The sequence below is a fragment of the Marinomonas spartinae genome (assembly GCF_016461715.1).
In the GTDB taxonomy this organism is placed as follows: domain Bacteria; phylum Pseudomonadota; class Gammaproteobacteria; order Pseudomonadales; family Marinomonadaceae; genus Marinomonas; species Marinomonas spartinae_A.
This window is the reverse complement of record NZ_JAEMUI010000024.1, coordinates 13,965-33,389: the sequence shown is the minus strand read 5'-3', so window position 1 is coordinate 33,389 and position 19,425 is coordinate 13,965. Positions and strand designations below refer to the sequence as shown.

The 19,425-nt window shown below is 46.3% G+C and carries 20 protein-coding genes; all 20 read right to left on the bottom strand.

Annotated features, from left to right (window positions below):
- Positions 1–9 precede the first annotated feature (9 nt).
- The 20 genes from rplE to rpoB all read right to left on the bottom strand — a co-directional run bounded on the left by rplE (position 10) and on the right by rpoB (position 19,385).
- Positions 10–549: a 50S ribosomal protein L5 gene (rplE, locus tag JHD45_RS18650; protein ID WP_067020119.1), complete on the bottom strand. Its 540-nt coding sequence runs from the start codon at positions 547–549 to the stop codon at positions 10–12.
- Between the two features lie 17 nt (positions 550–566).
- A complete protein-coding gene (gene rplX, locus JHD45_RS18645) occupies positions 567–884 on the bottom strand; it encodes a 50S ribosomal protein L24 (RefSeq protein WP_199477995.1) in 318 nt (105 codons plus the stop codon).
- A 16-nt stretch (positions 885–900) separates the two neighbouring features.
- Positions 901–1,269 (bottom strand): 50S ribosomal protein L14, encoded by a 369-nt coding sequence (gene rplN, locus JHD45_RS18640; RefSeq protein ID WP_067020125.1) that lies wholly within the window; start codon positions 1,267–1,269, stop codon positions 901–903.
- Positions 1,270–1,320: 51 nt separating this feature from the next.
- The gene (gene rpsQ / locus JHD45_RS18635) at positions 1,321–1,581 is read right to left on the bottom strand and encodes a 30S ribosomal protein S17 (protein ID WP_013797833.1); all 261 of its coding nucleotides are present in this window, start codon (positions 1,579–1,581) and stop codon (positions 1,321–1,323) included.
- 1 nt (position 1,582) lies between these two features.
- The gene (rpmC, locus tag JHD45_RS18630) at positions 1,583–1,774 is read right to left on the bottom strand and encodes a 50S ribosomal protein L29 (RefSeq protein WP_067020130.1); all 192 of its coding nucleotides are present in this window, start codon (positions 1,772–1,774) and stop codon (positions 1,583–1,585) included.
- Positions 1,775–2,188: a 50S ribosomal protein L16 gene (gene rplP, locus JHD45_RS18625; RefSeq protein ID WP_110577369.1), complete on the bottom strand. Its 414-nt coding sequence runs from the start codon at positions 2,186–2,188 to the stop codon at positions 1,775–1,777.
- Between the two features lie 10 nt (positions 2,189–2,198).
- Positions 2,199–2,879, bottom strand: a complete 681-nt coding sequence (gene rpsC, locus JHD45_RS18620; RefSeq protein ID WP_199477994.1) for a 30S ribosomal protein S3 — start codon at positions 2,877–2,879, stop codon at positions 2,199–2,201.
- Between the two features lie 14 nt (positions 2,880–2,893).
- Positions 2,894–3,226, bottom strand: a complete 333-nt coding sequence (gene rplV, locus JHD45_RS18615) for a 50S ribosomal protein L22 (RefSeq protein ID WP_067020136.1) — start codon at positions 3,224–3,226, stop codon at positions 2,894–2,896.
- A gap of 14 nt (positions 3,227–3,240) precedes the next feature.
- Entirely contained in the window at positions 3,241–3,516 is a 276-nt protein-coding gene (rpsS, locus tag JHD45_RS18610) for a 30S ribosomal protein S19 (RefSeq protein ID WP_036163121.1), read from the bottom strand.
- Between the two features lie 15 nt (positions 3,517–3,531).
- Positions 3,532–4,356, bottom strand: a complete 825-nt coding sequence (rplB, locus tag JHD45_RS18605) for a 50S ribosomal protein L2 (protein ID WP_199477993.1) — start codon at positions 4,354–4,356, stop codon at positions 3,532–3,534.
- Positions 4,357–4,370: 14 nt separating this feature from the next.
- Positions 4,371–4,667 carry a 50S ribosomal protein L23 gene (rplW, locus tag JHD45_RS18600; protein WP_067020142.1) on the bottom strand — a complete coding sequence of 99 codons (297 nt, stop codon included), beginning with the start codon at positions 4,665–4,667 and terminating at the stop codon, positions 4,371–4,373.
- Complete coding sequence (gene rplD / locus JHD45_RS18595; RefSeq protein WP_199477992.1) at positions 4,664–5,269, bottom strand: 50S ribosomal protein L4; 606 nt, start codon at positions 5,267–5,269, stop codon at positions 4,664–4,666. Before rplD ends, rplW begins: the two co-directional genes overlap by 4 nt.
- 12 nt (positions 5,270–5,281) lie before the next feature.
- Complete coding sequence (rplC, locus tag JHD45_RS18590; protein WP_199477991.1) at positions 5,282–5,920, bottom strand: 50S ribosomal protein L3; 639 nt, start codon at positions 5,918–5,920, stop codon at positions 5,282–5,284.
- 127 nt (positions 5,921–6,047) lie between these two features.
- Positions 6,048–6,359, bottom strand: a complete 312-nt coding sequence (gene rpsJ / locus JHD45_RS18585) for a 30S ribosomal protein S10 (RefSeq protein WP_012071937.1) — start codon at positions 6,357–6,359, stop codon at positions 6,048–6,050.
- Positions 6,360–6,565: 206 nt separating this feature from the next.
- Positions 6,566–7,789 (bottom strand): elongation factor Tu, encoded by a 1,224-nt coding sequence (gene tuf / locus JHD45_RS18580; protein WP_199477990.1) that lies wholly within the window; start codon positions 7,787–7,789, stop codon positions 6,566–6,568.
- A gap of 36 nt (positions 7,790–7,825) precedes the next feature.
- Positions 7,826–9,919 carry an elongation factor G gene (fusA, locus tag JHD45_RS18575; protein ID WP_199477989.1) on the bottom strand — a complete coding sequence of 698 codons (2,094 nt, stop codon included), beginning with the start codon at positions 9,917–9,919 and terminating at the stop codon, positions 7,826–7,828.
- Between the two features lie 21 nt (positions 9,920–9,940).
- Positions 9,941–10,414, bottom strand: a complete 474-nt coding sequence (gene rpsG / locus JHD45_RS18570; RefSeq protein ID WP_199477988.1) for a 30S ribosomal protein S7 — start codon at positions 10,412–10,414, stop codon at positions 9,941–9,943.
- A gap of 94 nt (positions 10,415–10,508) precedes the next feature.
- The gene (rpsL, locus tag JHD45_RS18565; protein ID WP_013659444.1) at positions 10,509–10,880 is read right to left on the bottom strand and encodes a 30S ribosomal protein S12; all 372 of its coding nucleotides are present in this window, start codon (positions 10,878–10,880) and stop codon (positions 10,509–10,511) included.
- Between the two features lie 136 nt (positions 10,881–11,016).
- Positions 11,017–15,219, bottom strand: a complete 4,203-nt coding sequence (gene rpoC, locus JHD45_RS18560; protein ID WP_199477987.1) for a DNA-directed RNA polymerase subunit beta' — start codon at positions 15,217–15,219, stop codon at positions 11,017–11,019.
- A gap of 65 nt (positions 15,220–15,284) precedes the next feature.
- Entirely contained in the window at positions 15,285–19,385 is a 4,101-nt protein-coding gene (gene rpoB, locus JHD45_RS18555) for a DNA-directed RNA polymerase subunit beta (RefSeq protein ID WP_199477986.1), read from the bottom strand.
- Positions 19,386–19,425 lie beyond the last annotated feature (40 nt).

Here is a 19,425-nt window from a genome sequence, read left to right as displayed (position 1 = left end):
TCCTACCTCTTATTTCTTGAAAGGGAAACTAAAGGCGGCTAGCAAAGCACGACCTTCTTCGTCGGTACGAGCAGTCGTAGTGATGGTAATATCCATACCACGTACACGATCTACTTTATCGTATTCGATTTCAGGGAAGATGATCTGCTCTTTCACACCCATGCTGTAGTTACCACGACCATCGAAAGACTTAGGATTAAGTCCACGGAAGTCACGGATACGTGGAATAGCAACATCAACCAAACGGTCGAAGAAATCCCACATACGCTCACCACGTAGCGTTACTTTACAACCGATCGGGTAACCGTCACGGATTTTAAAGCCTGCTACAGATTTACGAGCCTTAGTTACTACAACTTTTTGGCCGCTCAGTGCTTCTAGATCATTTACCGCATGCTCAAGAAGTTTCTTGTCTGCGATAGCTTCACCAACACCCATGTTCAATGTGATTTTAGTGATTTTAGGCACTTCCATCACGTTTTTGTAAGCAAACTCTTCAGTAAGTTTTGCTACAACTTGATCTTTATATACTTGCTTAAGTCTCGCCATGGCTATAATTCTCGCTCTTAGGCGTCGATCGCTTCACTGTTTGATTTGAAGATACGTACTTTTGTACCGTCTTCATTCAATTTAAAGCCGACGCGATCCGCTTTGTCTGTAGCCTTGTTATAAATGGCTACGTTAGAAACCTGGATAGGTGCTTCTTTTTCAACGATGCCGCCAGTTGACCCCTTCATAGGGTTTGGCTTTTCGTGTTTCTTGATCATATTGACACCAGAAACAAGAACTCGGCTCTCGTCTACTACTTTAACAATTTTGCCACGTTTGCCTTTGTCTTTACCAGCAATCACAACAACTTCGTCGTTACGTTTGATTTTACGCATAAATGTCCCCTCCCTCTTACAGCACTTCAGGTGCAAGAGAAACAATTTTCATGAACTGCTCTGTACGCAATTCACGTGTTACAGGGCCAAAGATACGAGTACCAATAGGCTGCCCTGAAGCATTTAGTAGAACCGCAGAGTTTACATCAAAGCGGATTACAGAGCCATCAGAACGACGAACACCTTTCTTAGTTCTAACAACAACAGCGTTGAGAACCTGCCCTTTCTTAACACGACCGCGAGGGATCGCTTCTTTCACTGTGACTTTAATAATGTCACCGATAGCAGCATAACGACGATGTGAGCCACCCAGTACTTTGATACACTGAACACGCTTTGCGCCGCTGTTATCTGCTACATCAAGCATCGATTCTGTTTGAATCATCACTGCTCTCCAATCAAATTAGATAACAAGTCTCACGAAGGAAGGAGCAGCTTATACAGCTGCTGCTTTCTCAACAACTTGAACCAGATTCCAAGTCTTAGACTTAGAGTAAGGGCGTGTTTCAACGACCTTAACGGTATCACCGATCTGACACTCATTGTTTTCATCGTGAGCGTGTAATTTAGTAGAACGACGAACGAACTTACCGTATAGAGGGTGTTTTTCTGTACGTTCAACTAGTACTGTGATGGTTTTATCCATCTTGTCGCTTACTACCTTACCAGTAGCTGTACGCGCTTTTGTTTCTGCCATCTTAGTTACCTGCCTTATCATTTAGCACGGTTTTAACACGTGCGATATTGCGGCGAACTTGCGAGAGCAAATGAGTTTGCGTCAACTGACCAGTGGCTTTCTGCATACGCAGTGTGAATTGCTCACGTAGCAGTTCGATCAAGGTCGCTTGTAGCTCAGCTACAGACTTTTCTTGCAGTTCTTTTGCTTTCATCTACATCACCGTACGCGTTACGAAAGTTGTGGACAGAGGAAGCTTAGCAGCAGCTAGAGCAAACGCTTCGCGTGCTAGCTGTTCTGAAACGCCCTCAACTTCATAAAGCATCTTGCCAGGTTGAATCTGTGCAACCCAGTATTCTACGCTACCCTTACCTTTACCCTGACGAACCTCAAGAGGTTTCTGAGTAATCGGCTTATCAGGGAATACACGAATCCAGATTTTACCACCACGTTTGATATGACGAGTCATTGCACGACGCGCCGCTTCAATTTGACGAGCAGTAAGACGACCACGTTCAGTCGACTTTAATCCGAATTCACCAAAGCTAACCTGGTTGCCGCGTAGAGCAAGACCGCGGTTACGGCCTTTTTGCATCTTACGGAACTTAGTACGTTTCGGCTGTAACATGACTTACCCCCTACTTAGACTTCTTCTTTTGTGCGCCTTTATCAGCACGCACTTGCTCAATACCGCCCAAGATTTCGCCTTTGAAGATCCAAACCTTGACACCGATGATGCCGTAAGTTGTAGATGCTTCATAAGTAGCGTAGTCAATGTCAGCACGTAGAGTGTGTAGAGGCACACGGCCTTCACGGTACCACTCAGCTCGGGCAATTTCTGCACCGCCTAGACGACCACTTACCTGAACCTTGATACCTTTCGCGCCTGCACGCATAGCATTCTGTACCGCACGTTTCATTGCACGACGGAACATAACACGACGCTCAAGTTGGCCAGCAATATTTTGCGCAACCAATTTTGCATCTAATTCAGGCTTACGAATTTCTTCAATGTTGATGTGAACTGGCACGCCCATCATTTCTGAAATGTCGTTGCGTAGTTTCTCAACATCTTCACCCTTCTTACCAATCACGATACCTGGACGGGCAGTGTGAATAGTAATACGAGCTGTTTGAGCAGGACGTTGTATCTCGATACGAGAAACAGAAGCCTGAACCAATTTTTTCTCCAGGAACGCACGAACCTGAAGATCATTTAATAGCAGCTTAGAGTAGTTTTGATTATTAGCATACCAAGTAGAGGTATGATCTTTAACTATCCCTAGGCGGATACCAGTTGGATGAACCTTCTGACCCATTGGGTTTCTCCTAATTAGTCAGCGACTTTAACTGTAATATGGCAACCGCGTTTTAAAATACGGTCAGCACGGCCTTTAGCACGTGGCATAATACGTTTCAGAGTCATTGCCTCGTCAACATACGCCGTAGATACACGCAAGTCATCAATATCAGCACCTTCGTTATGCTCAGCGTTTGCTACAGCAGACTCTAGTACCTTTTTGACAATTACTGCCGCCTTTTTAGGACTGAACGTTAAAATGTTCAGTGCTTCGCTAACAGATTTGCCGCGGATTTGATCTACAACCAAACGGGCCTTCTGCGCAGAGAGGCGAGCACCTTTCAATGAAGCGCTTACTTCACTCATGTTAATACCCCTTATTACCGTTTGGCTTTCTTGTCCGCAGCATGACCACGATATGTACGGGTCGGAGCGAACTCACCCAGTTTATGACCGACCATATCTTCAGTTACTAGAACTGGAACATGCTGGCGACCATTATGGACAGCGATAGTCAACCCTACAAAGTCAGGGAAGATAGTAGAACGGCGTGACCAAGTTTTAATTGGACGACGATCTTTCTTCTCTACCGCAGCCTCTACCTTTTTCAACAAATGAAGGTCGATAAAAGGACCTTTTTTTAGTGAACGTGGCACAGTCGTTTCCTCTTATTACTTAGTACGGCGACGTACAATAAGTTTATCAGTACGCTTGTTGCTGCGTGTTTTGTACCCTTTAGTAGGCACACCCCAAGGTGTAACTGGGTGACGACCACCCTTACTACGACCTTCACCACCACCATGTGGGTGATCCACTGGGTTCATCGCCGCACCGCGAACGGTAGGACGAACACCACGCCAACGCGTAGCACCAGCTTTACCAAGAACTCGTAAGCTATGCTCAGAGTTTGATACTTCACCCAAAGTAGCGCGGCATTCAGTCAATACTTTACGCATTTCGCCAGAACGTAGGCGCAGCGTAACGTAACGACCTTCACGAGCAACTAGCTGAGCAGATGCTCCGGCAGAACGCGCAACTTGTGCACCTTTACCAGGCTTAAGCTCGACGCAGTGTACGGTACTACCAACTGGGATATTTTGCAGAGGCAAAGTATTACCCGCTTTGATAGGCGCATCTGCACCACTAGAAACAACACTGCCAGCCACCATACCTTTGGAAGCGATTATGTAACGACGCTCACCATCAGCATATTTAACCAATGCAATATTTGCAGAACGGTTTGGATCATACTCCAAACGCTCAACTACCGCAGGAATTCCATCTTTATTACGACGGAAATCAATAACACGGTAATGCTGCTTATGACCACCACCTACGTGACGCGTAGTGATGCGTCCGTTATTGTTACGACCACCTGATTTGCTTTTTGTGTCTAGCAAAGGTGCATATGGTGCGCCTTTGTGCAAATCGTTGTTGGTAACTTTAACAACGTGACGACGGCCTGCAGACGTTGGCTTACTTTTTACAACAGCCATTGACCTATCTCCCCTTATTCAGCGACCATGAAGTCAATTTCTTGGCCTTCAGCCAAACGTACGTACGCTTTTTTCACGTCACTACGTTTACCTAGACCACGAACTGTACGCTTAGTTTTACCTTTATGGTTCAACGTGCGAACAGACTCAACTTTGACTTCAAAAAGCGCTTCGATAGCTTTTTTGATTTCAGGTTTTGTTGCATCACCAGTTACACGAAAAACGTACTGACCATTACCTTCGGCAACGATAGTCGCTTTTTCAGAGATGTGTGGACCCAACAGAACTTTATAAATACGTTCGCCGATCATGCCAGTGTCTCCTCAACTTGTTTTAGAGCACCAACTGTCACCAACACTTTGTCGTAAGCAATCAAGCTAACAGGGTCGATAGACGCTGCATCACGTACATCTACGTTCGGGATGTTGCGAGCCGCTAGGAAAAGATTGTCATCCAAATCATGGGAAACAACCAAAGCGTTCTCAACATTCAATTCTGCCATTTTTGCTTTGAATAGCTTAGTTTTTGGAGCATCCAATTTAAGCTCTTCAACAACAACAAGACGGTCTTGACGTACAAGTTCAGACCAGATGGTGCGCATTGCTGCACGATACATCTTCTTGTTTACTTTCTGAGAGTGATCTTGTGGTTTTGCCGCAAAAGTCACACCACCAGAGCGCCATAGAGGGCTACGGATAGTACCTGCACGAGCACGACCAGAACCTTTTTGTTTCCAAGGTTTGCGTCCGCCACCGGCCACTTCAGAGCGAGTTTTTTGTGCACGTGAGCCTTGACGAGCGCCAGCCAAGTAAGCCGTAACCACTTGGTGAACGAGCGCTTCGTTGTATTCACGAGCGAAGGTTACTTCAGAAACTTCTACAGTCCCTTCCGCACCTGTAAGATTCAAGTTCATTGTCTACCCCTCTTAGCGTGCTTTAACAGCAGATTGAAGAATAACATCACCGTTAACTGCGCCAGGAACCGCACCTTTCACTAGGATAAGGTTACGTTCTGTGTCAACTCGTACTACTTCCAAAGACTGAGTAGTAACTTGTGTTGCGCCCATTTGGCCTGCCATCTTCTTGCCTTTCCAAACACGACCAGGTGTTTGACATTGACCGATAGAACCAGGAGCACGGTGAGACAATGAGTTACCATGTGTCGCGTCTTGCATACTGAAATTATGACGCTTGATGGCACCTTGAAACCCTTTACCTTTAGATTGACCAGTGACATCAATCGTAGAGATAGATTCGAAATCTGCTACAGTCAGCTCATCACCAACATTGATTTCTTTTTCGTCACCAGACAGGCGGAACTCCCACAAACCACGACCAGCTTCAACATTTGCTTTTGCGTAGTGACCTGCAGCAGCTTTGTTGACGCGGCTCGAACGGCGAGTACCAACAGTGACTTGAACAGCTTGATAGCCATCAGTTTCTGTTGTTTTCACCTGAGTAACGCGGTTCGGTTCAACCTCGATGACGGTTACTGGCACGGATACACCATCTTCAGTGAAGACACGTGTCATTCCGGCTTTACGTCCGACTAATTGAATAGCCATTTTTTACCTCATTTGCCAGTTGTGTACGGGGCTATCACCCGCTACGGCTGATCATTCCAGATCATTCCACTATTGTGCATAAGCCGACTGATAACCAGCCGGTTCTCGCACCCCAACCTTTGAGTCATTAACCCAAAGAAATTTGTACTTCCACGCCTGCCGCAAGGTCTAGTTTCATTAAAGCGTCAACCGTTTTTTCAGTTGGCTCAACGATGTCTAGAACACGTTTGTGTGTACGAATTTCATACTGATCACGCGCATCTTTATTTACGTGTGGTGAAATCAATACTGTGTAACGCTCTTTGCGAGTAGGAAGTGGAATCGGTCCACGCACTTGCGCACCTGTACGTTTCGCTGTGTCCACAATTTCTTGTGTTGAAGCATCGATCAGACGATGATCAAACGCTTTCAAACGAATACGGATTTTTTGGCTTTGCATTTCCAACTCCAAATACAATGTTTGATGACTTAACTGTACATTTTTTAAGCCAACATCCTTTTTAAGGACGGCGAATATTAGCTATTCAAAAACTGGTTGTCAAGTAACCAATCTCTGAAAGACAGAAATTCACCTTCTAGATAAAAAAAGGCTGCCCATATTCGAGCAGCCTTTTTTAGTTCAGAACAACCAATTCAAAGAATTGATTATTTAAGAACTTTAGCAACAACGCCCGCACCTACTGTACGACCACCTTCACGAATCGCGAAACGTAGACCTTCGTCCATTGCGATTGGGTGAATAAGAGTCACAGTCATTTGGATGTTATCACCAGGCATAACCATCTCTACGCCTTCTGGAAGCTCACAAGCACCAGTTACGTCAGTTGTACGGAAGTAGAACTGTGGGCGGTAACCTTTGAAGAATGGAGTGTGACGACCACCTTCATCTTTAGACAGAACGTATACTTCAGCTTCGAACTCAGTGTGAGGAGTGATAGAACCTGGTTTAGCCAATACTTGACCACGTTCTACGTCATCACGCTTAGTACCACGCAAAAGAACACCAACGTTCTCACCTGCACGACCTTCGTCAAGCAGTTTACGGAACATTTCTACACCAGTACAAGTTGTTTTAGTTGTATCTTTGATACCAACGATTTCAACTTCTTCACCAACTTTAACGATACCACGCTCTACACGGCCAGTTACTACGGTACCACGACCTTGGATAGAAAATACGTCCTCGATAGGCATAATGAATGCACCGTCGATAGCACGCTCAGGCTCAGGAATATAAGTATCAAGTGTTTCAACTAGTTTCTTAACAGCCGTTGTACCCATTTCGTTGTCGTCTTCACCGTTCAATGCCATCAAAGCAGAACCTGGGATGATTGGAGTATCATCACCTGGGAAGTCGTATTCAGAAAGAAGGTCACGCAGTTCCATTTCAACCAACTCTAGCATTTCAGCGTATTCTTCAGAATCCGCACCGCCACAGTCTTCAGCCAACAAGTCAGCTTTGTTAAGGAAAACTACGATGTAAGGTACACCTACTTGACGAGAAAGAAGGATGTGCTCACGAGTCTGAGGCATAGGGCCGTCAGTCGCGCCACAAACTAGGATAGCACCGTCCATTTGAGCCGCACCAGTGATCATGTTTTTAACATAATCGGCGTGTCCAGGACAGTCTACGTGTGCGTAGTGACGAGTTGGAGAATCGTACTCTACGTGAGAAGTAGAGATTGTGATACCACGCTCACGCTCTTCTGGCGCATTATCGATACCGTCAAAAGCAACAGCTGTACCGCCGAATACTTCTGCACATACACGAGTCAATGCTGCAGTTAGGGTTGTTTTACCGTGGTCAACGTGACCGATAGTACCAACGTTAACGTGTGGTTTATTACGTTCGAATTTACTCTTTGCCATGATACATACACCTTAATGAATTAGTAAGTATGATGATTAATCTTCATTTTTGATGATCGCGTCTGCCACACTAGCTGGTGCTTCAGCGTATTTCTCAAATTCCATCGCATAACTCGCACGCCCTTGCGACAAGCTACGCACGTCCGTTGCATATCCAAACATCTCGCCCAAAGGCACTTCCGCTCGAATAATTTTACCAGACGGGGAATCGTCCATCCCCTGTACAAGACCACGACGACGATTCAGGTCACCCATCACATCGCCCATGTATTCTTCAGGGGTAACAACTTCCACTTTCATTACAGGCTCAAGAACACAAGGATCAGCATCAACTGCGCCTTTCTTCAAGCCTTGAGAAGCTGCAATTTTAAAGGCCATTTCGTTAGAGTCAACATCATGGAAGGATCCATCGATCAGTACAACCTTCAGCCCCAATAATGGAAAACCTCCAATTACACCGTTCTTCATTTGCTCTGAAACACCCTTTTCTACTGCAGGGATGTATTCTTTAGGAATAGCACCACCAACAATTTCGTTAACGAATTCAAGACCTTCGGAGTCCGAAGGAATCAACTTCATTACGACGTGACCATACTGACCACGACCACCAGATTGACGTACAAATTTGTGATCAACTGTCACTTCTTTGCGAATTTTTTCCCGATAGGCAACTTGAGGCTTACCAATGTTTGCCTCCACCTTGAACTCACGACGCATACGGTCAACGAGAATATCAAGGTGCAACTCACCCATACCAGAAATTATCGTCTGCCCTGTCTCTTCGTGCGTTTCAACGCGGAAAGACGGATCTTCTTGCGCCAATTTACCTAACGCAATCCCCATCTTCTCCTGATCGGCTTGAGACTTTGGCTCAACCGCAACGGAGATAACAGGCTCTGGAAATTCCATGCGTTCAAGCACAACAACATCATTCATATCACAAAGCGTATCACCCGTGGTGACATCCTTCATACCGATAGTGGCAGCGATGTCTCCAGCTAATACCTCTTTGATCTCTTCACGATTGTTTGCATGCATTTGAACCATTCGGCCAACACGTTCACGTTTCTGTTTAACAGAGTTGTAAACCGCATCGCCTGATTTCAACACTCCGGAATACACACGAATGAAAGTCAACGTCCCTACAAAGGGATCTGTTGCGATCTTAAATGCCAATGCAGAAAACGGTGCTTCATCATCAGCAACACGAGTCACAACTGTTTCACCGTCTTCAAGCGTCCCTTCAATCGCTTTTACTTCAAGCGGAGAAGGCAAGTACTCAACAACAGCATCCAGGACAGCCTGAACCCCTTTGTTTTTAAACGCAGACCCACAGGTCACCAAAACAATTTCATTGGCTAATGTGCGCGCCCGTAAGCCGGCTTTAATATCCTCAACAGACAAATCCCCTTCTTCGAGGTATTTATCCATCAATTCTTCATTCGCTTCAGCGGCAGCTTCTATCATTTGCTCACGCCAGCCCGTCGCTTCATCAAGCAAATCAGCTGGGACATCTTCCAAACTGAAAGTCATCCCTTGATCTTCTTCATTCCACATAATGGCTTTCATTAGCACAAGATCAATCACACCTTTGAAATCATCTTCGGTGCCAATATTGATCTGAATAGGCACTGCATTAGCCCCCAAACGCGTTTTAAGCTGACGAACAACAGAAAAATAATCAGCGCCCGTACGATCCATCTTATTGACGAACACCATACGAGGCACTTCATATTTATTTGCTTGACGCCAAACGGTTTCCGTTTGAGGTTGTACACCGGATGAGCCACAAAGCACAACAACAGCACCATCTAAGACACGTAAAGAACGCTCAACTTCGATTGTGAAATCGACGTGTCCAGGTGTATCTATGATATTGATACGGTGCTGATCGAACTGCTGACTCATACCACTCCAGAAACAAGTCGTTGCTGCTGAAGTAATGGTAATACCACGCTCTTGCTCTTGTTCCATCCAATCCATTGTTGCGGCACCATCGTGCACCTCACCAATTTTATGGGATAGACCAGTGTAGAAAAGAACGCGCTCAGTTGTCGTCGTTTTACCCGCATCAACATGCGCACAGATACCGATATTACGGTAGCGGTTGATAGGTGTCTTACGTGCCACTGTCTTTGTTGCTCCGGTCGATTAGAAACGGTAGTGCGAGAATGCTTTGTTCGCTTCTGCCATACGGTGAACGTCTTCACGTTTCTTAACAGCAGAACCTTTATTCTCAGAAGCGTCTAGAATTTCACCTGCTAGACGTAGCGCCATGGATTTTTCACCACGCTTACGAGACGCTTCAACCAACCAACGCATAGACAATGCTGCGCGACGAGCTGGACGTACTTCTACAGGGACTTGGTAAGTCGCACCACCCACACGGCGAGATTTAACCTCAACCATTGGCTGGATAGATTCTAGGGCTTTTTCGAAGATCGCCATTGGATCTTCAGATTTAGTACGAGTAGCAACTGTTTCAAGTGCATTGTAAACAATGCTCTCTGCAACAGATTTTTTGCCACTAACCATTACATGGTTGATGAACTTAGCAAGAAGTTGGCTTCCGTGTTTAGGATCCGGAAGGACTTCACGCTTAGCGACGACGCGTCTTCTAGGCATGTCTATATCCTCTTCAGGCTCGTCCGAGACAAACATTTGCTCGGCCTTACTGTATTAAAAAATTTGTCTAAACGATGATTTAAGCAGCGTTAGCTTACTTAGGACGTTTAGTACCGTATTTAGAACGGCCTTGCTTACGATTTTGTACGCCTGAAGTATCCAAGCTACCACGAACAGTGTGATAACGAACACCTGGAAGGTCTTTTACACGACCGCCGCGAATCAGCACGACGCTGTGTTCTTGTAGGTTGTGACCTTCACCACCGATGTAGGAAGTTACTTCAAAGCCGTTAGTCAAGCGAACACGACATACTTTACGCAAAGCCGAGTTAGGCTTTTTAGGTGTAGTAGTATAGACGCGAGTGCAGACACCGCGGCGTTGCGGACAAGCTTGTAACGCAGGAACGTCACTCTTTGCCACTTTACGTTTACGTGGTTTACGAACCAACTGGTTAACGGTTGCCATTAAACAAGCTCCACAGATCCAATTCTTATGGCGGAAATCGCCAAAAATAAGGAGGCGCAAGTGTAATTTGCGCCTATAAAACAGTCAATAGGGAGGCGACTAAAAAATCACCTCCCTCGCGATTTAACAGCGAAAACTAGCCTTTTAATGCTGCACTTAACGCTTCTTCTACATCAGAGGCACTAATTGACGCACTTCCTTCCTTCGCTGCTTGCGCAAGCTCTTTCTTACGCTTGCGCTCATTGTGGTAAGCCAAACCAGTACCAGCTGGAATTAATCGACCCACAACAACGTTCTCTTTTAGGCCACGTAAGTGATCTTTTTTACCAGTGACCGCCCCTTCCGTAAGAACACGAGTTGTTTCTTGGAAAGACGCTGCTGATATAAAGGACTCAGTTGCCAAAGAGGCTTTGGTGATACCTAGTAGCACACGCTCAAACTTAGCGGGGAATTTACCTTCCGCTTCTGCTTTTTCGTTTGCGTCTAGAAGTTGAGTCAACTCAACCTGATCACCTTGGATAAGATCTGTATCACCAGACTCACCCACTTCCACTTTACGTAGCATTTGACGAACGATAACTTCAATGTGCTTATCGTTAATCACAACACCTTGTAGGCGGTAAACTTCTTGCACTTCGTTCGTGATGTAATCAGCTAACGCTTCTACACCTTGAAGACGCAAGATATCATGAGGGCTTAGCGGACCGTCAGCGATAATCTCGCCTTTTGCCACTTCTTCACCATCAAATATGTTGATTTGACGCCATTTCGGAATCAATGTCTCGATTGGATCACTGCCATCTTGTGGTGTGATGACCAAACGAATCTTACCTTTGGTTTCTTTACCGAAGCTCACCACACCACTTGTCTCTGCCATCACAGCAGGGTCTTTTGGACGACGTGCTTCGAATAAATCCGCCACTCGAGGCAGACCACCGGTAATATCTTTGTTACCTTGTGATTCTTGCGGAATACGAGCAAGAACTTCACCTGATTTCACTGTTGCACCATGATCCAAGCTTAACAAAGCTTTCTCAGGCAACATGTATTGCACAGGCGATTCCGTACCAGGAATCAACACTGGGTTACCATCCGCATCCACTACAGAGATCATCGGACGAATATCTTTACCCGCGGCCGGACGATCACGCATCTCCATGACTTCAATAGTGGTCAAACCTGTCATTTCGTCAGATTGACGACGAATGGTCACGTTTTCTTCCATACCACTGAACTCAAGGCGACCTTGCATCTCAGAGACGATTGGGTGGGTGTGTGGATCCCAATTAGCAACGATTTGACCCGCTGTCACAGAATCACCTTCACGTACACTCAATACTGCGCCGTAAGGAAGCTTGTAACGCTCTTTCTCACGCCCTGCCTCATCCGCAATCGCCAACTCAGAAGAACGCGACGCCACCACCAAATGCTCGGCATCGCGGACGATGCTCTTCATTTTATGGAAACGTACTGTACCCGCACTCTTCACCTGAACGCTATCAACAGCAGACGCTCGAGACGCCGCACCACCGATGTGGAAGGTACGCATGGTTAACTGTGTACCCGGTTCACCGATAGACTGCGCAGCAACAACACCAACCGCCTCACCGATGTTAACTTGGTGACCACGAGCGAGATCTCGACCGTAACACTTAGCACATACACCGTGACGTGTATCACAGGTGATAACAGAGCGAATGATCATCTCATCCACACCCGCCGCTTCAATCGTACGAACATCATGTTCATCGATCAAGGTACCAGCAGCAAGAACCAAATCACCTTTCGTGTCGATCACATCTTGAGCCACAACACGACCCAATACACGATGACCCAATGGGACAACAACGTCACCACCTTCAATCATCGCGTTAACTTTGATGCCATTTGTTGAACCACAATCTACTTCAGTGATTACCAAATCCTGCGCTACGTCTACTAGACGACGAGTCAAGTAACCAGAGTTTGCCGTTTTCAATGCCGTATCAGCTAGACCCTTACGAGCACCGTGAGTCGAGGTAAAGTACTGAAGTACTGATAGACCTTCACGGAAGTTCGCTGTGATTGGTGTTTCGATGATAGAACCATCCGGTTTCGCCATCAGACCACGCATACCACCCAACTGACGCATCTGAGCCACACTACCACGGGCACCAGAGTCGGCCATCATATAAACGGAGTTGAAAGATTGCTGCTCAACCTCTTCACCCGCTTTGTTGATGGTCATCTCTTTTGCCAAGTTTTTCATCATGGCTTCAGTCACGGTTTCGTTGGTACGAGACCACAAGTCGATTACCTTGTTATACTTCTCGCCTTGCGTTACAAGACCATCTGCATATTGATATTCGATTTCTTTAACTTCCGCTTCTGCTTTGGCAATGATCGCTGCTTTTTCTGGTGGAATAACAAAGTCATCCACACCAACAGACGAGCCAGACGCCGTTGCGTAAGCAAAACCGGTGTACATCAATTGGTCCGCAAAAATACAGCTTTCTTTCAAGCCCACTTTACGGTAACACTCGTTGATCAAGTTTGAGATCGCCTTTTTCTTCATTGGCTGGTTAACCACTGAGAAAGGAAGGCCATCAGGCACAATATCAAACAACAGAGCACGACCAACGGTTGTGTCTACAATGAAAGTAGACGGCACTTTTTCACCATCTAACGTGGTATCAACTTGATTGATACGCACCTTGACTTTCGCATGCAATTCAACTTGCTTGGCACCATACGCGCGATGTACTTCTTTGATGTCAGAAAACGCCATGCCTTCACCCTTGGCATTGATTTTCTCACGCGTCATGTAGTACAGACCCAATACCACGTCCTGAGAAGGAACGATGATTGGTTCACCGTTTGCGGGTGACAGGATGTTGTTCGTCGACATCATCAAAGCACGAGCTTCTAGCTGAGCTTCAAGAGTCAATGGAACGTGAACCGCCATTTGGTCACCGTCGAAGTCGGCGTTATAGGCCGCACACACAAGCGGGTGCAACTGAATCGCTTTACCTTCGATCAACATAGGTTCAAACGCTTGGATACCCAAACGGTGAAGCGTTGGTGCACGGTTCAACATCACAGGATGTTCGCGGATAACCTCATCAAGGATATCCCATACTTCAGGTGTTTCACGCTCGACCATTTTCTTAGCGGCTTTAATGGTCGTTGCCATGCCGCGAAGCTCTAGTTTAGAGAAGATGAACGGCTTGAATAGCTCAAGAGCCATTTTCTTCGGCAAACCACACTGGTGCAGACGTAGAGAAGGACCTACTGTGATTACAGAACGGCCAGAGTAGTCAACACGCTTACCAAGCAAGTTCTGACGGAAACGACCTTGCTTACCTTTGATCATATCGGCCAAAGATTTTAATGGGCGCTTGTTGGAACCGGTAATCGCACGACCACGACGACCATTATCGAGCAACGCATCAACAGACTCTTGCAACATACGTTTTTCATTACGCACAATGATGTCTGGAGCCGATAGCTCTAGCAGTCGTTTCAAGCGGTTGTTACGGTTAATCACACGACGGTAAAGATCGTTCAAATCAGACGTCGCAAAACGACCACCCTCAAGTGGCACCAATGGACGAAGATCTGGCGGAAGAACAGGCAATACTTCCAACACCATCCATTCTGGGTTGTTGCCAGAATGATAGAAAGCCTCAACCAACTTAAGACGCTTAGACAGCTTCTTAATACGGGTTTCAGAGTTCGTGCTGTTGAGTTCTTCACGCATGCTGTTAATTTCTTCAGGCATGTCTAAGTCGCGTAGCAACATTTGAACCGCTTCAGCCCCCATACGGGCATCGAATTCGTCACCGAACTCTTCTAGCGCTTCAAAGTATTGCTCGTCGTTGAGCAACTGCCCTTTCTCAAGCGTTGTCATACCTGGATCAATCACAATGAAAGATTCAAAGTAAAGCACACGCTCAATATCACGCAACGTCATATCCATGATAAGACCGATACGTGATGGAAGAGATTTCAAGAACCAAATGTGAGCAACAGGTGACGCAAGCTCGATGTGCCCCATGCGTTCACGACGCACTTTTGACAGAGCTACCTCAACGCCACACTTCTCACAGATAACACCGCGGTGTTTCAAGCGCTTGTATTTACCACACAAACACTCGTAGTCCTTAATTGGACCAAAGATTTTTGCACAGAACAAACCGTCACGCTCAGGCTTGAACGTACGGTAGTTGATGGTCTCCGGCTTTTTAACTTCACCGTAAGACCATGAACGAATCATATCTGGTGATGCCAAGCCAATGCGGATCGCATCAAACTCGTCAGATTGTCCCTGTGATTTTAGAAGACCTAATAAGTCTTTCATGGATATTCGCCCCACTCGTAAGGCTGGGGAGAAGTACTCCCCAGCAGGTCAAATGTGATTCGTGCTTATTCGTTTTCCAGCTCGATATCGATACCAAGAGAACGAATCTCTTTCACCAACACGTTGAAGGACTCAGGCATGCCAGGCTCCATTCTGTGATCGCCATCAACGATGTTTTTATACATCTTAGTACGGCCGTTCACATCATCAGACTTGACTGTCAACATCTCTTGAAGCGTGTAAGCGGCACCGTATGCTTCTAGCGCCCATACCTCCATCTCCCCGAAACGCTGACCACCGAACTGAGCTTTACCACCCAGCGGTTGCTGAGTAACCAAGCTGTAAGAACCAGTAGAACGTGCGTGCATTTTGTCATCGACCAAGTGGTTCAATTTCAGCATGTACATGTAACCAACGGTTACAGGACGCTCAAACGCATCACCCGTACGGCCGTTAAACAAACGAACCTGACCACTTTCATTCAAGCCAGCCAAACGCAACATACGTTTGATCTCAGCTTCTTTCGCACCATCAAAGGCACCAGACGCCATTGGCACACCACCTGTTAGGTTTTTCGCCAAGGTTAAAATTTCTTCGTCTGTAAAGCTGTCCAGATCTTCCGTACGCGCACAACGCAAGTCACCTTCGTAACCATTGTAGATCTCATCAAGGAAACGACGCAGTTCAGCTACTGCTTCCGCTTTTTCGCGCTCAACCGCCAGCATTTCATTGATCTTACGACCTAAGCCTTTAGAAGCCGCACCTAAGTGAGTCTCTAGAACCTGACCCACGTTCATACGCGATGGTACACCCAGCGGGTTCAACACGATATCAACTGGATCACCGTTTTCATCGTACGGCATATCTTCAACAGGCATGATCTTAGAGATTACACCCTTGTTACCGTGACGACCGGCCATTTTATCACCAGGCTGAATACGACGCTTAATGGCAACGTAAACTTTCACAATCTTAAGCACGCCAGGTGCTAAATCATCGCCTGTTTGCAATTTGCGTTTTTTATCTTCGAACTTCGCATCAAGCTCTTTACGGCGCTCAATCAAAGCGGCTTGTGCTTTTTCAAGCTGCTCACTAGCCTCTTCGTTGGCAACACGAATTTTAAACCACTCAGGGTGATCTAGATTCGCCAAGTACTCTTCCGTAATGATCGCATTGCGAGCTAAACCAGGGCCGCCTTCTGCTTGTTGACCAATTAAGGCCTCAGCGAGACGCTCAAAGGTTGCTTTTTCAACGATACGAAACTCTTCGTTTAAATCCTTACGAACTTGGTCAAGTTGCGCCTTCTCAATAGACTTGGCACGCTCGTCTTTTTCAATGCCATCGCGAGTAAAGACTTGAACATCGATAACCGTACCGCGAGTACCTGTTTTCACTCGCTGAGACGTATCTTTTACGTCAGACGCTTTCTCACCAAAGATCGCTCGCAAAAGTTTCTCTTCAGGCGTCAACTGGGTTTCACCTTTCGGTGTTACCTTGCCAACAAGAATATCGCCTGGTTCCACTTCTGCACCGATGTAAACGATACCGGATTGGTCCAGTTTAGAAAGAGCACCTTCACCCACGTTCGGGATATCGGCCGTAATTTCTTCAGGCCCAAGCTTGGTATCACGCGCCACACAAGTCAGTTCTTGAATGTGAATGGAAGTAAAACGATCCTCCTCCACAACACGCTCAGACACGAGAATCGAGTCTTCGAAGTTATAACCATTCCAAGGCATGAAAGCGATACGCATGTTTTGACCCAACGCCAAATCACCCATATCAACAGAAGGACCATCAGCCATAATATCACCAACCGATACTCTCTCGCCTTTCATCACCAAGGTACGCTGATTAATACAGGTATTTTGGTTAGAACGTACGTATTTGGTTAAGCTATAGATGTCAACACCTGCTTCACCCGCTACCGTTTCTTCCGAGTTAACACGAACAACGATACGACTCGCATCAACTGACTCAATCACACCGCCACGCTTAGCAACGATACAAACACCAGAGTCTTTGGCAACGTTTTTCTCCATACCCGTACCAACGACTGGCTTATCCGCCTTCAATGTTGGTACCGCTTGACGTTGCATGTTCGATCCCATCAAGGCACGGTTCGCGTCATCGTGTTCCAAGAATGGAATCAATGAAGCGGCTACCGACACTACCTGACGTGGAGACACGTCCATCAAGTTAACTTTTTCTTTTGGAATCAAAGTGGTTTCATGCATATGACGCACTTGAACCAACTCGTCCACCAAGCGCCCTTCTTCATCTACGTTTGCAGACGCCTGGGCAATAACATATTTCGCTTCATCGATTGCCGAAACATAAACCGTTTCGTCTGTCATCTTGCCGTCAACAATTTTACGGTAAGGCGTTTCCAAGAAGCCGTAGCTGTTAGTACGCGCATACGTTGAGAGCGAGTTGATCAAACCGATGTTTGGACCTTCAGGCGTTTCGATTGGACAAACACGACCATAGTGAGTGGCATGTACGTCACGCACTTCAAAGCCTGCACGTTCACGAGTCAAACCACCGGGGCCTAACGCGGAAACACGACGCTTATGAGTGACCTCAGAAAGCGGATTGTTTTGGTCCATAAACTGAGACAACTGGCTAGAACCAAAGAATTCTTTGATGGCCGCTGCTACAGGTTTCGCATTCAACAAGTCTTGTGGCATTAAGCCATCCGCTTCTGCCATAGACAGACGCTCTTTCACGGCACGCTCAACACGTACAAGACCTACGCGGAATTGGTTTTCAGCCATTTCCCCAACGGAACGAACACGACGGTTACCCAAGTGGTCAATATCGTCCACCATGCCGTTACCGTTACGAATATCAAGCAAGGTTTTTAGAACCGCTACGATATCATCGTTATCCAATACGCCAGGACCGGTATCTTCTTCACGGCCTAGACGGCGGTTAAATTTCATTCGACCCACGTTAGATAAGTCGTAACGATCTTCGGCGAAGAACAATCCTTGGAATAAGCCTTCGGCAGATTCTTTGGTTGGTGGCTCGCCAGGACGCATCATACGGTAAATCTCTACCAATGCTTCCAACTGATTATTGGTTGGATCAATGCGAAGCGTATCTGAAATAAATGGACCACTATCCAGATCATTGGTGTATAAGGTATCTATCTCTGTAATACCCGCACTCACCAACGCCTCTAAAAGCTCAACAGATAATTCTGTATTCGCTTCAGCAATAAGCTCACCCGTTGCAGGGTGGATAAGATTTTTCGCTGTGACCTTACCTAGCATGTATTCAAGTGGAACAGATAGGCGCTCAAGGCCAGCTTTTTCCATTACACGAATATGCTTAGCAGTAATACGACGACTTTCCTCAACAATGATTTCACCGTTTGCATCGGTAATATCAAACAAAGCCGTTTCGCCACGAAGGCGGTTGGCGATCAACTCCATCTCGAAACCATCACGGGTTAAGAAGAAACGGGTTGTCTCAAAGAAAGTGTCTAAAATTTGTTCTGTATCGAAGCCCAACGCACGCAACAAAATCGTTACAGGCAGTTTACGACGGCGATCTATACGTACAAACACGCAGTCTTTCGGATCAAACTCGAAATCCAACCATGAACCACGATAAGGAATAACACGAGCAGAATGTAACAATTTACCTGATGAGTGTGTTTTGCCACGATCATGATCAAAAAACACACCAGGAGAGCGGTGTAATTGAGAGACGATAACACGCTCAGTCCCGTTAATAACAAAGGTACCATTGTCTGTCATAAGCGGAATTTCGCCCATGTAGACTTCTTGCTCGCGGATGTCTTTGATGGCCTTGTTTGAGGACTCTTTATCATAAATGATGAGTCGAACTCGAACACGAAGAGGCGCTGCGTAAGTAACACCACGCAACTGACACTCTTTAACATCAAATACTGGCTTGCCTAAACGGTAATCGACGTATTCTAGCGCCGCATTGCCGGAAAAGCTGACCATTGGAAAGACAGATTTAAAGGCCCCATGCAGACCTAATTCCTCACGCTCTGCAATCGCTTTACCTTCTTGCAGAAAACTACGGTAGGATTCAAGCTGAATTGCCAGCAAGTATGGCACATCCAAAACGGGCGGCAGTTTACCGAAATCCTTACGGATACGTTTTTTCTCAGTGTATGAGTAAGCCATCAGCATTCCCCAGCTTGTGCACATTGACGCAAAAGGCCCA